Annotated in this window: 13 protein-coding genes and 1 riboswitch; of the genes, 11 read left to right on the top strand and 2 right to left on the bottom strand. The window is 47.9% G+C overall.

Going from position 1 to position 13,593, the window contains the following annotated elements; translation table 11 throughout:
* Positions 1-46 precede the first annotated feature (46 nt).
* Positions 47-203, top strand: a riboswitch (cyclic di-AMP (ydaO/yuaA leader).
* Between the two features lie 75 nt (positions 204-278).
* From ABD014_RS15440 to ABD014_RS15430, 3 genes are read left to right on the top strand one after another with little or no spacing between them, the layout of a single operon-like run.
* Entirely contained in the window at positions 279-1,613 is a 1,335-nt protein-coding gene (locus tag ABD014_RS15440; RefSeq protein ID WP_343862712.1) for a TrkH family potassium uptake protein, read from the top strand.
* A 14-nt stretch (positions 1,614-1,627) separates the two neighbouring features.
* Positions 1,628-2,299 (top strand): potassium channel family protein, encoded by a 672-nt coding sequence (locus ABD014_RS15435; RefSeq protein WP_343862656.1) that lies wholly within the window; start codon positions 1,628-1,630, stop codon positions 2,297-2,299.
* Positions 2,300-2,323: 24 nt separating this feature from the next.
* Positions 2,324-3,568, top strand: coding sequence for a cation:proton antiporter (locus ABD014_RS15430; protein ID WP_343862654.1), 1,245 nt, complete (start codon positions 2,324-2,326; stop codon positions 3,566-3,568).
* Between the two features lie 27 nt (positions 3,569-3,595).
* Here the strand turns inward: ABD014_RS15430 and ABD014_RS15425 are convergent, their stop codons facing one another.
* Positions 3,596-4,498 carry a LysR family transcriptional regulator gene (locus tag ABD014_RS15425; RefSeq protein WP_343862652.1) on the bottom strand — a complete coding sequence of 301 codons (903 nt, stop codon included), beginning with the start codon at positions 4,496-4,498 and terminating at the stop codon, positions 3,596-3,598.
* A 276-nt stretch (positions 4,499-4,774) separates the two neighbouring features.
* Between ABD014_RS15425 and ABD014_RS15420 the strand changes: the two genes are divergently transcribed.
* From ABD014_RS15420 to nagZ, 7 genes are all read left to right on the top strand, one after another.
* Positions 4,775-5,440 (top strand): succinate dehydrogenase cytochrome b558 subunit, encoded by a 666-nt coding sequence (locus ABD014_RS15420; protein ID WP_343862650.1) that lies wholly within the window; start codon positions 4,775-4,777, stop codon positions 5,438-5,440.
* A 143-nt stretch (positions 5,441-5,583) separates the two neighbouring features.
* Positions 5,584-7,329, top strand: a complete 1,746-nt coding sequence (gene sdhA, locus ABD014_RS15415; RefSeq protein ID WP_343862648.1) for a succinate dehydrogenase flavoprotein subunit — start codon at positions 5,584-5,586, stop codon at positions 7,327-7,329.
* An 18-nt stretch (positions 7,330-7,347) separates the two neighbouring features.
* On the top strand, positions 7,348-8,112 hold the full coding sequence (sdhB, locus tag ABD014_RS15410) for a succinate dehydrogenase iron-sulfur subunit (RefSeq protein ID WP_343862710.1): 765 nt from the start codon (positions 7,348-7,350) through the stop codon (positions 8,110-8,112).
* 249 nt (positions 8,113-8,361) lie between these two features.
* Positions 8,362-8,757 (top strand): YbaN family protein, encoded by a 396-nt coding sequence (locus tag ABD014_RS15405; RefSeq protein ID WP_343862645.1) that lies wholly within the window; start codon positions 8,362-8,364, stop codon positions 8,755-8,757.
* 88 nt (positions 8,758-8,845) lie between these two features.
* Positions 8,846-9,898, top strand: a complete 1,053-nt coding sequence (selD, locus tag ABD014_RS15400; protein WP_343862643.1) for a selenide, water dikinase SelD — start codon at positions 8,846-8,848, stop codon at positions 9,896-9,898.
* 115 nt (positions 9,899-10,013) lie between these two features.
* Entirely contained in the window at positions 10,014-11,048 is a 1,035-nt protein-coding gene (mnmH, locus tag ABD014_RS15395; RefSeq protein ID WP_343862641.1) for a tRNA 2-selenouridine(34) synthase MnmH, read from the top strand.
* A 155-nt stretch (positions 11,049-11,203) separates the two neighbouring features.
* Positions 11,204-12,511 (top strand): beta-N-acetylhexosaminidase, encoded by a 1,308-nt coding sequence (nagZ, locus tag ABD014_RS15390; RefSeq protein ID WP_343862639.1) that lies wholly within the window; start codon positions 11,204-11,206, stop codon positions 12,509-12,511.
* Here the strand turns inward: nagZ and ABD014_RS15385 are convergent.
* Entirely contained in the window at positions 12,503-12,850 is a 348-nt protein-coding gene (locus ABD014_RS15385) for an MGMT family protein (RefSeq protein WP_343862637.1), read from the bottom strand. The genes nagZ and ABD014_RS15385 overlap by 9 nt on opposite strands.
* A gap of 71 nt (positions 12,851-12,921) precedes the next feature.
* On the opposite strand from ABD014_RS15385, the gene ABD014_RS15380 reads away from it, so the two are divergent.
* Positions 12,922-13,479, top strand: a complete 558-nt coding sequence (locus ABD014_RS15380; RefSeq protein ID WP_343862635.1) for a GNAT family N-acetyltransferase — start codon at positions 12,922-12,924, stop codon at positions 13,477-13,479.
* The last annotated feature ends 114 nt before the right edge of the window (positions 13,480-13,593 follow it).

The following is a 13,593-nucleotide window of genomic DNA, read 5'->3' as shown; positions in this document are numbered from 1 at the left end:
TATAATCCATTTGACGAAAATGAAATGAAAACAATGAAACAATAAAATATATAAATGGCCGAATTTCTTTACGAAAACGGGGGAACCGATTTTTAGGGGTGAGTTTCGCTGAATTTCTGGATATTCCAAGGATCCAAGCGAATAGGGCAACCGTTCATGTCCGAATCCGTCAGCTAACCTCGTAGGCCTTTGAGCAGGGACCAATCAAAAAGCATTGGATTTCCAGTGCTTTTTTTCTTTGCTACAAAAAGGATGGAGTGATTAAGTTGCAGTTAAGCATGTGGGTAAAATGGTTCAGGTTTTCCCCGCCACAGATTTTAGTATTGGGCTTCGCAGCCATTATTCTCGTCGGAGCGCTGCTGTTAATGCTGCCGATCTCAAGTACAACAGGGGAGTCTTTACCATTCGTTGATGCGCTGTTTACCGCAACTTCGGCAACCTGTGTGACGGGATTGGTCGTCGTGGATACCGGGACATATTATTCTACGTTCGGCCAGGTCGTGATTATGCTGCTGATTCAGACCGGCGGTCTCGGATTTATGACCGTGGCTACCCTATTCTCGCTCGTATTCAAGCGCAGAATATCGCTTAAGGATCGTCTCTTGCTGCAAGAGGCGATGAACCAGAACACGATGGAAGGGATCGTCCGCTTGATTCGCAAGGTTCTGATCTATTCCCTGGTCATTGAGAGCAGCGCCGCATTAATCTATACGATTCGCTGGTCCTTTGATATGCCGTTTGGACGTGCGTTATATTTTGGAATATTCCATGGAGTATCCATGTTTAATAATGCCGGTTTTGACTTGTTCGGTCACTATCAGAGCCTTACCCGCTACGTAGGCGATCCGATTGTTAACCTGGTGACGATGTTCCTGATCGTATCCGGGGGCCTTGGATTCATCGTGTTATCGGATCTTGTTGACTTCCGTAAGCACCGGAAGCTATCGCTTCATTCCAAAGTGGTATTGACGATGACGGCTTCGCTTATTTTGATCGGGGCCTTGGTGATTTACGTATTTGAGTTTACGAATCCGGGTACATTCTCAAGCCTTAGCGGGGGAGAAAAGATATGGGCTTCCTTCTTCCAGTCGGTAACACCGCGGACGGCGGGGGCAAATACGGTCGACCTGGGTTCGCTAAGGCAGGCAACTCAATTCTTCATGGTCATCCTTATGTTTATTGGTGCTTCTCCGAGCTCTACCGGGGGCGGGATTAAGACAACGACCTTCATGATTCTGGTCGGCGCTGTAATCTCGATGATTCGCGGGCGGTCTGATCTTGTGCTGTTCCGCTATCGTCTGACTCAGGACCGTATCTTCAAAGCGGTCACGCTGACGATGTTATCCTTGTTCCTCGTCATCGCGGTATCGATGGTACTATCGACGACCGAGAGTGCAAGCTTCCTGAGCATCCTTTTCGAGACGACTTCGGCTTTTGGCACGGTTGGCTTGACCGTGGGATTAACGGGTAAATTAACAGTGATAGGTAAATTTATTATCAGCTTCACGATGTTTGCCGGACGGCTAGGGCCACTAACAATGGCATATGCGCTTGGGCCGAAGAAGGGCAAAGAATTATATAGACATCCGGAAGGTAAAATTATTATTGGATAAGGGGAAGGATAAGCATGAAAACACAGCAGTTTGTAGTGATCGGACTGGGGCGTTTCGGATCTAGTTTGGCACTGGAACTGATGGATCTCGGTTATGAGGTATTGGGGATCGACCGGGATGAGGAAATTGTAAATGAATGGAGCGATAAGCTGACCCACGCCGTCGTTGCTGATGCAACGGATGAAGAGGTTCTCAAATCGCTTGGAGTACGTAACTTCGACTGCGGGATCGTAGCGATCGGCAATGATATTCAGATGAGCATACTGGCGGCAATTCTGCTTAAAGATCTTGGTTTGCCGACGGTGGTAGCCAAGGCGATCTCTGTACTACATGGTAGGGCACTGGAGAAGCTGGGCGTGGATCGAGTCATTTCTCCGGAGCGGGATATGGGTATCCGGGTAGCACACCAATTGGTGACGCCGAATTTGCTTGATTATATCCAATTGTCTAAAAATTACAGCATCGTGGAGATGAACGTTCCTGAATGCCTTAACGGTAAAAATGTAGGAGAGCTTCATCCACGAGCTCGCTTTGGCTGCACGATTGTGGCCATTCATCGCGAGAATGGTGTAATCGTTGCGCCGACAGCGATGGATCAATTGAAAACCGGAGACATTATGGTCATTATCGGCTCCAATGAGAATGTTGAAGAGTTCGAAATGATGGTTAACGAGAATATTTCCTAATCTATCCCTGGGATGTGATAATAGATGGAATCTGCGGCTACAGAGGCTATTAGGCACTTACTTATTTTGATTTTATTTGTTATTACCGTGGGCATGATTTCAGGGAAAATAGCTTCTATCCTCAAGCTCCCGGATGTAGCAGTCTATATTGCAACAGGGATGCTGCTAGGTCCGGGCCTCGGCTGGATCCATGAAGCGAGTGGCTCGCTGATCAATCAGATCATTCTGACGGTTGGCTCGGTCTTGATTCTGTTTGACGGGGGACGCAACTTAAGGCTTAGTGGGCTAAAGGAGATATGGATCAGCCTATCGTTGTTAAGTGTATTGGGAGTGCTAATTACGATGGGGGTAGTCGGTGTAGGTGTTCATTATTTATTTGGGGTCAGTTGGGTGTTCTCTTTCCTGGCAGGTGCGGTGATCGCTTCTACGGACCCGGCATCCATTATTCCGGTATTCAGGCAGGTGAACATCAAGAAGAGGGTCCGGGAGACCGTGGAGAGCGAATCGGCTTTTAATGATGCTACCGGCTCAATTCTGACCTTTGCCTTTCTGGTGGCGGTCACCAGCGGCGGCGAATTGAACATTGGCATGATGGGCTGGGATTTCGTGAAGACAGCCTTTGGCGGCATTGCTGTTGGTCTTGTTATAGCCGGTTTTCTATCGTATTTTACGGGACATATAAAGCACGGGATTTTAAGTGAATATACGACTCTTGTTATGATAGTATGTGCACTGGCCAGCTATTTGATTGCGGATTTGCTTGGTTTTAGTGGATTTATGGCTACTTTCGTAGCTGGAGTTATATGGGGTAATGCGGACATATTCAATCTGAATATGGAGGAGAAGCGTTCAGAGATCGGGGCAGTCTCCGACAACATTACTTTAATGATGCGGATGCTTATTTTTATCCTTCTAGGCAGTCAAGTGAATTTCACTACGCTGGGACACTACTTCTGGCAGAGTCTAGCTGCTGTCTTAATATTGATGTTCGTGGCCCGGCCGTTAACGGTATTGATCTGCGCCTGGCCAGATCGTAAAGCAAAGTGGACATGGCAGGAACTGCTCTTCATGTGCTGGGTACGGGAGACGGGAGTTATTCCCGCGGCGTTATCAGGCATGATTGTAGGGATGGGCGTCGCTAATGCCCAGATTATTTCAGCTATTGCCTTTATGGCTATTATGCTGACGATTATAGTTCAAGCCAGCACGACGGGTTGGGCAGCCCGGAAGCTGGGGCTTGAAGTAAGCAAGGAAGCGGCGCGCCAGTAAGACAGGCACGCTGCTTTTTTTTACATATTAGATAGTAAGAACTTGGATCAAATGGCTGCGGATATCGTTCACCCATTCTTTGATTTCACTGCTTAGATTGGTCTTGCTGCCGTAGATCAGACAAGTCTCCCGGCGCGTCTGCTCCAGCTCCTTCATTGGCAAGGTAACGAGATCATTGTCTTTCAGGAGTTGCTTGCGCAAATAGGATTTTGGAAGTAGTGTAGCAGATTTACAGGTTGGCAGAAGACGTACGATCGCTTCGAAGGAGTCAATCTCCATCCTGACGTCAGGGATAATGCCATAGCGTACGAACACCTCATCGATCAGCTTACGATACCAGGTGCCCTTAGAGAAAATGATCATCGAGCGGTCGTTGAGATCGCCCATTGCCACAGGGATGCCATCCGCAAGCTCGTGTCCACGCGGGACGACTAGCTCAAGGTGATCCTGGAAGAGCGGAATGCATTTTAAGCCAGACTCGCTGATGGAGGAGGCGATGACGCCGATATCGACCTTTTTCTCCCTAACGTAGGAGACAATCTCATGGGTTTTGCCAGTGAGCAGCTTGACCTCCATGTCTGGAAAGTTGTTCATCAGTGCGGTGACAAGAGGAGGCAGTGTCGTCTGCAACGTCGTGAGGCTGGCGCCGAGGGTTACGGTGCTGCGATTGGCCGCTTTGAATCGTGAGACGGACTGCAGGAAGTTCTGATGGCGCTGCCGCTGCTCCAGGGCATAGAGATAGGCCTCGTGGCCAACGCGGGTCAACTCAAGCTTCTTGCCATTACGGTTGAACAGGGCGACTCCCCATTCTTCCTCTAGCTTGGCGATTTTCCTCGATAAGGCAGGCTGAGACAAATTAAGCAGCTTCGAAGCTTTATTTAAGCTAGACTGTTCTACAACGGTAGTAAAGACAATCAATTCTTCCAGCAATTCGATCCTCCTCTTTATTCGATCGATTTCTACGGATATGAAATTCTCTTATGCATAATAGTTATAACAGTTAATAATTATATTGCAATTCCATTATAAGCTAAAAAGGAGTAACATGAAAGTGACACAAGTTGTTCACATGTTACTTTTGTAACAAGGCAGGATAGATGGCTGTTTGTGCGAATTATCATTTACGCTCATTTCACAGACTGCTGTCGAATTCTAATGTATGAGTATGTAAAGGACGATGGAGACGAGAAAGGGGTACACGAACTTATGAAAGGGTTTTATTCCAGGAAACTGCATTCGCTTCTGGGCATTATTCCGCTAGGTTTCTTCCTTCTGGAGCACATGCTGACGAATTTCTCTGCGGTTGAGGGGGGAAGCCAGGGCTTTAAAGACAGCGTAGCATTCTTGAACAGTCTGCCGCTGATCCTGGTACTGGAGATTGTGGGCATTTATTTGCCGCTGCTGTACCACGGTGTCTACGGCCTATACATCGCTTTTCAGGCGAAGCCGAATAACGGCAATTATGCTACGGAGCGCAATCTGCGCTACCTGCTGCAGCGGATTACCGGAATTATCGTATTCTTATTTGTTATCTGGCATGTGTATGAGACGAGAATTCAAGTGGCACTGGGCAATGTAACACATGATCAGTTAGGTGGAGTCATGCATGACATTATGATGCAGCCGATATTTTTCATTATTTATTTGATCGCTGTTGTGTCTGCCTCCTTCCATTTTGCCAATGGCTTATGGTCGTTTCTTGTTAGTTGGGGAATTACGGTGGGGCCGCGCTCGCAGCGTATATCCTCATACATTTGCATGAGTATGTTTGTGATCGTATCGATTATGTTCGTATGGTCGCTGTTCGCGTTCCGCAGTGAGGAATTTGCAGGGGCAACGGCTCTGCTTCAATCTTTTAGAATGCTTGGATAGGAAAGATCGCTTACGAAGCAAGTTTTGTACGAAGTAAATCTAAGTGGCATAGCTCACAAAACTAAGCGAATGCTTACGAAGCAAGTTTTGTACGAAGTAAATCCAAGTGGTATAGCTCACAAAACTTTTAGGAGTTGAAAAGAATGTCGAAACAAAGCATAGTTGTCGTCGGTGGAGGGCTTGCCGGGCTTATGGCTACAATCAAGGCGGCCGAAGCCGGGGTTCAGGTTCATCTATTCTCGATCGTTCCTGTTAAGAGATCGCACTCCGTGTGTGCTCAAGGCGGGATCAACGGTGCGGTAAATACAAAGGGTGAAGGCGACTCTCCTTGGGAGCACTTCGATGATACGGTATACGGCGGAGACTTTCTCGCTAACCAGCCGCCTGTCAAAGCAATGTGTGAAGCGGCACCAGGCATTATCCATCTAATGGACCGGATGGGGGTAATGTTCAATCGTACCCCAGAAGGGTTACTCGATTTCCGCCGATTCGGCGGTACGAAACACCACCGTACGGCGTTCGCCGGTGCAACGACTGGCCAGCAGTTGCTCTATGCCCTGGATGAACAAGTTCGCCGTCATGAGACGGAAGGCCTTGTGGTCAAATATGAGAACTGGGAGTTCCTGTCGGTAGTTCTTGATGATGAAGGGGCTTGCCGTGGTATTACAGCACAGAATTTGCGCTCTATGGAGGTCGTAACCTTCGCCTCGGATGCCGTAATTCTGGCAACAGGTGGACCGGGGATTATCTTCGGCAAGACGACCAACTCTGTTATTAACACAGGAACAGCAGCGAGTGCGGTGTACCAGCAAGGCGTTCATTACGCGAATGGTGAATTCATTCAAATCCACCCGACAGCGATTCCAGGCGATGACAAGCTGCGCCTGATGTCGGAGTCAGCTCGCGGTGAGGGCGGACGGATTTGGACTTATAAAGACGGTAAGCCTTGGTACTTCCTTGAGGAGAAATATCCGGCCTACGGCAATCTCGTTCCACGGGATATCGCAACGCGGGAGATCTTCTCTGTATGTGTTGACCAGAAGCTTGGAATCAATGGCGAGAATATGGTGTATCTTGACTTGTCGCATAAAGATCCGAAGGAACTGGACGTTAAGCTCGGCGGCATTATTGAGATTTATGAAAAATTCGTCGGCGATGATCCGCGTAAGGTTCCGATGAGGATCTTCCCGGCGGTCCATTACTCGATGGGCGGCATGTGGGTTGATTATAATCAGATGACGAATATTCCGGGTCTGTTCGCAGCAGGCGAATGCGATTATCAATACCATGGGGCCAACCGCCTAGGTGCGAACTCACTCGTATCCGCTATTTTTGGTGGCATGGTAGCCGGTCCTAAAGCAGTAGAATATATCCGCGGACTGAAGAAATCGGTCGAAGATATGAGCTCAACTATGTTAGACAATGCTCGCAAGTTGCAAGAGGACAAATTCGAGAAGCTGCTCAAGATGGACGGCAAGGAAAATGCCTATGTACTCCATAAAGAGCTAGGTGATTGGATGACGGACAATATGACAGTGGTTCGCCATAACAATCGACTGGAAGCGACGATTAACAAAATTAAAGAACTGAAGGTTCGCTATAAAGATATCAATGTGAATGATACTTCGCGTTGGAACAACACGGGGGCTGCCTTTACTCGTCAGCTGTGGAACATGCTGGAGCTGGCTGAAGCGATGACGCTTGGCGCGTTGCTCCGCAATGAAAGCCGTGGCGCTCATTATAAGCCGGACTATCCGGAGCGTAATGATGAGGAGTTCCTGAAGACGACCAAAGCGACTTGGACGCCGGAAGGACCGCAAATTTCGTATGAAGATATCGATGTATCACTGATTCCGCCGCGTATTCGCGACTATTCGAAGGAAAAGTAGGAGGGGAGAGCAATGGCAATGGCGGAAACAAAAGCAGCAAGCAGAAAGGTAAAGTTTATTATCACGCGTCAGGACGGCCCGGAGACAAAGCCTTATACTGAGGAATTCGAGCTTGATTATCGTCCTGGTATGAATGTGATCAGTTCCTTGATGGAAATTCAGCGAAATCCAGTGAATACAAAAGGCGAGCATATTGCCCCAGTGTGCTGGGAATCGAACTGCCTAGAGGAAGTGTGCGGAGCCTGCTCCATGGTAATTAACGGCAAGCCACGTCAGGCTTGTGCCGCTTTGATTGATAATTTAGAACAGCCGATTCGTATCGAGCCGATGCGTACCTTCCCGGTAGTACGTGACCTGATAATCGACCGCAGCCGGATGTTCAACGCTCTGAAGAAGGTTAAAGCCTGGATTCCGATCGATGGTACGTATGATCTTGGTCCAGGACCACGGATGGCGGAGAAGAAGCGGCAATGGGCATATGAGCTCTCGAAATGTATGACTTGCGGCGTCTGTCTGGAGGCTTGTCCGAATGTGAATGAGAAGACAGACTTTATGGGTCCAGCTCCGATCTCCCAAGTACGCCTGTTCAATGCTCATCCGACCGGTGAAATGAACGCCGAGGAGAGACTTGAGGCATTGATGGAAGATGGAGGCATCGAGGGCTGTGGCAATTCGCAGAACTGCGTACGGGCATGTCCAAAAGGCATTCCGCTGACGACCTCGATTGCCGAGATGAATAAAGCGACAACCAAGCATATGTTCAAGCGCTGGTTAGGGGTGTAATACCGAGCGTAGAATAGATTCCTATATCCCATGAATAGACTGGGGTATAGGAATTTTTTTGGTTTTCTATAGAAAGACAATATACCATAGAGTATCCCGTTATTCATTCTGATTGACGATCTCTGCAGCCACATGCTAAGGTTAGCGAAGCTAACATGATGCTAGCTCGTTCCTATTTACGTGAACTATTTCACTTATAATATTGAAATATATAAATTGACCTTTTACTTTAGCTTAAGGAGGCCAATAATGAAGTATCTTTATTTGACATTAGGTTTTTTATTTCTAGGTTTGGGTGCGATTGGCGTATTTCTTCCCGTGCTGCCTACGACACCGTTCCTGCTGCTCGCCTCGTTCTTCCTCTCCAAAGGTTCTGATCGGTTTCACCGTTGGTTCTGCGGTACGAAGCTGTACAGGGAACATTTGGAAGGGTTCATCCATTCGCGATCCATGACGCTTCGCGCCAAACTCGGTATACTTGTACTAGCTACTTCTATGTTGGCGATAGCTTTTATTGTAATGAAGAATTGGATCGGCAGAGGCTGTATCCTACTCCTTATCTCGTTTATGTACTACTATTTTATTTTTCGCATTAAAACGGTAAGAAGGTCGGAGACGGCCGCTTCTGTTGAAGAGTTTGAATGATGGTTGCCATACATTACGGTATAGGAGTACGATTAATATATAAAATTTATGGCAAGCAATAAATGATAGGAAGGAAAGTGAAAATTACATGGAAGCTTCCAATACAGTGAAATTAACAACTTTAACAACCAAGGGAGGGTGTGGCTGCAAGATTGGTCCTGCAGATCTTATGCAGGTCATCCGTAGTCTGCCACCAACAGAGCCGAACCCCAATTTATTGGTCGGTTTAGATACAAGCGATGATGCAGGGGTATATAAAATCAGCGAGGATCTGGCCCTGGTGCAGACGCTGGATTTCTTTACGCCAATTGTCGATGATCCGTATTCCTTCGGACAGATCGCAGCGGCCAACGCGATTAGCGATATATATGCGATGGGCGGTAAGCCTTTGACAGTTATGAACATTGTAGCCTTTCCAATTTCGACGCTGGACAAGAGTATTCTGGCTGACATTTTGCGCGGCGCTGCAGACAAGGTGCGGGAAGCCGGAGCTACCTTGGTCGGCGGTCATTCGATCGATGATAAGGAGGAGCCGAAGTTCGGTCTCGCAGTTACCGGCTTGGTGCATCCAGACAAGGTTAGAACCAATGCCGGCGCTAAGGCTGGCGATAAACTGATCCTGACGAAGCCAATCGGAGTTGGAATTATGACAACCTCGATCAAGAAGGGGCAGCTAACTGCCGAAGAGACAGAGCGTGTTACCCGTGTCATGTCGACACTGAACAGAAAAGCAGCAGAAATTATGGAGCCGTATGATGTTCATGCTTGTACGGATGTGACTGGATTTGGGTTGATGGGACATGCCCTGGAAATGGCAAAAGGCAGTGGAACGGGAATCCGTATCAAGCAGGATCAGGTTCCTGTATTGCCGCGTGTGCGTGAACTGGCTGAGAATGGGTTCATTCCTGGCGGAACGAAGAATAACTTCGCCCATGTGGAGGGGGATATTTCGTTCCCGGAAACGATGGATCAGATCGACCGCTGGATTTTGTGCGATGCAGTGACCTCGGGTGGTCTGTTGATCGCTGTTGCGGCTGCAGAAGCGGATTCCTTGCTGGACGAACTGGTTAAAGCAGGGGTTGAGGCGAGCCTGATCGGTATAGTGACAGATCAGCATCCAAGCCATATCGTCGTTGAATAATAAGTGTGTGAATAACCTCTATAAATGCAAGTTCAAAAAGAACGGTTTTCAGCACCAAGAGGGTTGGATGAAGCTTTTTGAACAACCTCTATAAGCAGGGAAGGGAAAGAGATTAATGTTTCAGGATCTAAGCATTACAGAGTGGCTAGAGAGAAAAGACAAGGAAATGACGATGATCGATGTACGTTCCCCTTCAGAATATACCGATTCATCGATTCCAGGCAGTATAAATATTCCTCTGTTCGATGATGAGGAACGGGCCGAGGTAGGTACGATATATACACGGATAAGTGTTGAAGCCGCCAAAGAACGGGGCCTGGAAATTGTGTCCGCCAAGCTCCCCCGGTTTATCCGCCAATTTGCCGATATCGAGGGTCCTAAGACGGTGTTCTGCTGGCGGGGGGGCATGCGTAGTAGGACGACAGCGACCTTATTGTCTTTGATGGATATCCATGTCTATCGATTGGCCGGAGGTTACCGTGACTATAGGAAATGGGTCGTATCGACTTTGGAGAGCTTGGATTTCAAACCGAATGCGCTCGTTATCCATGGGAATACAGGGAATGGAAAGACAGCAATTTTACGTAATTTACAAGCCAAGGGCTATCCGGTTATTGATCTGGAAGGAATGGCTGGACATCGCGGCTCGGCCTTCGGACATATTGGACTGCAATCCAATAATCAGAGGATGTTCGATTCTCTGCTTCTGGAAGAGCTGCTGCGTCTGCAGCATAGTGAATATATCATGCTGGAGGCAGAGAGCAGACGAATCGGTAAAGTTTGCGTGCCTGACTTCATCCTGTCCAAGAAGGATCATGGAAGGCATGTCAAGCTGGAGCTGCCACTCGAAGTCCGCGTGCAAAATATTTTGGATGACTATGAGCCCTGGAAATATCCGCAGGATTGCATACTTGATTTTCAGAAGATACGTTCCAAGATTCATGTGCCTATCGCTGCAGAAATTGCTGAATGCCTAGAGCACGGAATATATGCTCGGGCCGTGGAATTGCTATTGCTTCATTATTACGACAAACGGTATGCCTATTCGGAGAAAAATTATGCGGAGAGTGATTTCATCACGATTACCGCCAATACCATGGAAGAAGCGGAGCAACAATTAGAGCAGCTTCTACAAGAGAGTTATCATTAAGAGGTTTATATGGCGCATAAGGGGGGACGTCGTTCAGGTACGATGTCCCTCTTCTATTTGAGTCGAACTGGAAAAATAAAGGAAATAAAGCTACAATAAAAAGATTAGCTGTTTGGAATGGTCAAACAAGACATCACTTACTGGAGGCATCAGGTATGAAGAAAAGAATGATTTTTCGATATGTATGTGTTCCCTTGTTTGCAGTTGTCCTGTTCGTTGCCGGCTGCGGTGGTGGGGGCGGCAAGACGGACTCCAGCCGCAACAATCAAGGTGGAAATACACCATCCGGGACCGAAGGGAATCTGAATGGAAATCAGACTGGCGAAGGTAATCAACCGCCTTCTTCGACGCCCAAGCCAACGGATCTGGTTCAAGCGAAGTTAGATTCGCTAAGCACGGCCGAGAAGATTGGACAATTGTTCATCGTTGGCATGGATGGGACTGCGAGCAATGACAACATCCGAGAGCTTCTGCAACAGCAGCATGTTGGAGGGGTTATTTTCTATAAGAATAATATAGAGAACACGAATCAAGCTTTATCCCTGTTCAATCAGCTTAAGGAGGAGAATAGGGATAATCCTGTACCGTTAATCCTTAGTGTTGATGAAGAGGGAGGACGGGTCTCGCGAATGCCAGCTGATTATACAAAACTACCGGCAGCGGCGAAAGTCGGCGCTGTAGGGGATGCCGAGGCAGCGGAGGAGTTAGGGGACATTATTGGCACGGAGTTGGCGGGTTTTGGCCTAAATATGGACTTCGCCCCTGTGCTTGACGTCAATAGCAACCCTGATAATCCGGTGATCGGTGACCGCTCGTACAGTTCCTCGGCCTCGATCGTAAGTAGGATGGGGCTTTCCGAAATCAAGGGGCTAAGCGGGCAGGGAGTTATCCCTGTCGTCAAGCATTTCCCTGGACATGGTGATACGTCGGTTGATTCTCACTTGGGGCTTCCGGTTGTTAAGCACGATATGGAGCGGCTGCGCAAGCTTGAGCTCGTTCCCTTTCAGGCCGCAATTGAGGCTGACGCTGATGCCGTTATGGTTGCTCACCTGCTGATGCCAAAGCTTGACCCGGATCATCCTGCATCCTTCTCCAAGGCGGTTATTCAAGACCTGCTGCGCGACGAGCTTGGCTTCGACGGGGTTGTTATCTCAGACGATATGACAATGGGAGCTATTTCCGAGCACTATAAAATAGAGGATGCCGCGGTTCAGTTCATTCTGGCGGGCGGCAATATCGTATTGATCGGACATGAACTCGAAAAAGAGAAGGCGGCTATTCAAGCGATCACCGATGCTGTAGAACAGGGAACGATCCCGATGGACGTACTCGATGATCGCGTGTATAAGGTGCTTGAGCTGAAGGAGAAATATAAGTTGAACGATGACCCGGCGAAAGGGCCGGATATCAAGCAAGTCAACAAGCGTATCCAACAATTTTTGAGCAAGTATAAATTAAAATAGTTCTTGTTCAGGGCTGTTTGGCATGGATGAGGGAGCAGGTTGAGACAGGTATTGTTGCAAATCGATCCCTCCTCCAAGCCCGATGTATACACCCTCTGCCTCCAGAAGCATTCTCTGGAGCGAAGCGCCTTCGTCATCCTGAAGGGCAATTTCTCCCCGCGAGTTCACTACTCTATGCCAGGGAAGCTGATATTTGCGGCTCATGGAATGGAGGATACGTACGACCTGTCTGGCCGCTCGAGGGCTTCCGGCCTCTTTGGCGATCTGACCGTAGGTCATCACCTTTCCTTCTGGAATGGATGATATAATATGGATTACCTGGGTAGTAAACGGCTGCATAGGATGAGCACTCCTTTATCGTTACGAAATTCATTAAATTAATGAACTGATATGAAAATGTGGGGAGAATTATGAAATCCATACTTTATACGGATCGCCTAACCTTGAGAATGCTGGATGACCAGGACAGTGTTGCTGTAGTTCGGTACCTGCTGGATAACCGTGTTTCTCTGGCTGAATGGGAGCCGCTTAGATCGGATGATTACTATTCAGAATTGTATCAAAAAGAACAGCTCAGACAAAGCATAATGATGAGCTATCGAGGAGAAATGTGCAAGTGGTGGATAGCCCGCAAAGATGAGCCAGAACGGATTATCGGGTCCATCTCGCTTAGTAACATCGCAAGAGGAGCTTTTCAGTCCTGTCATTTAGGGTACGGCATGGATGGGCGGGAGCGGAATCAGGGTTTCATGACAGAAGCGTTGCAAGCAGTTATTGAATACGCCTTTGGAGAACTGGGTCTGCATAGGATTGAGGCTAATATTATGCCAAGGAATGGTTCGTCCTTGAAGGTTGTGGAGAAGCTTGGCTTCTATCATGAAGGATTGGCTTATAAGTATTTGAAGATCAATGGCGTCTGGGAGGATCATATTCACATGGTATTAAGGAATGAAGCGATGGAGAAATAGAGGGCTCAACCTTGTAAATCTCCGCTCGCATATATATCCCCGAATCTTAAGCCGTAACTATCCGTTGCCCCGATACGTATATGAGGTACGTAATCTGAACATGCTTCGTTAGTA

The sequence above is a fragment of the Paenibacillus motobuensis genome (assembly GCF_039521865.1).
GTDB classification, from domain to species: Bacteria; Bacillota; Bacilli; order Paenibacillales; family Paenibacillaceae; genus Fontibacillus; species Fontibacillus motobuensis.
This window is presented reverse-complemented; position numbering and strand designations above follow the sequence as displayed.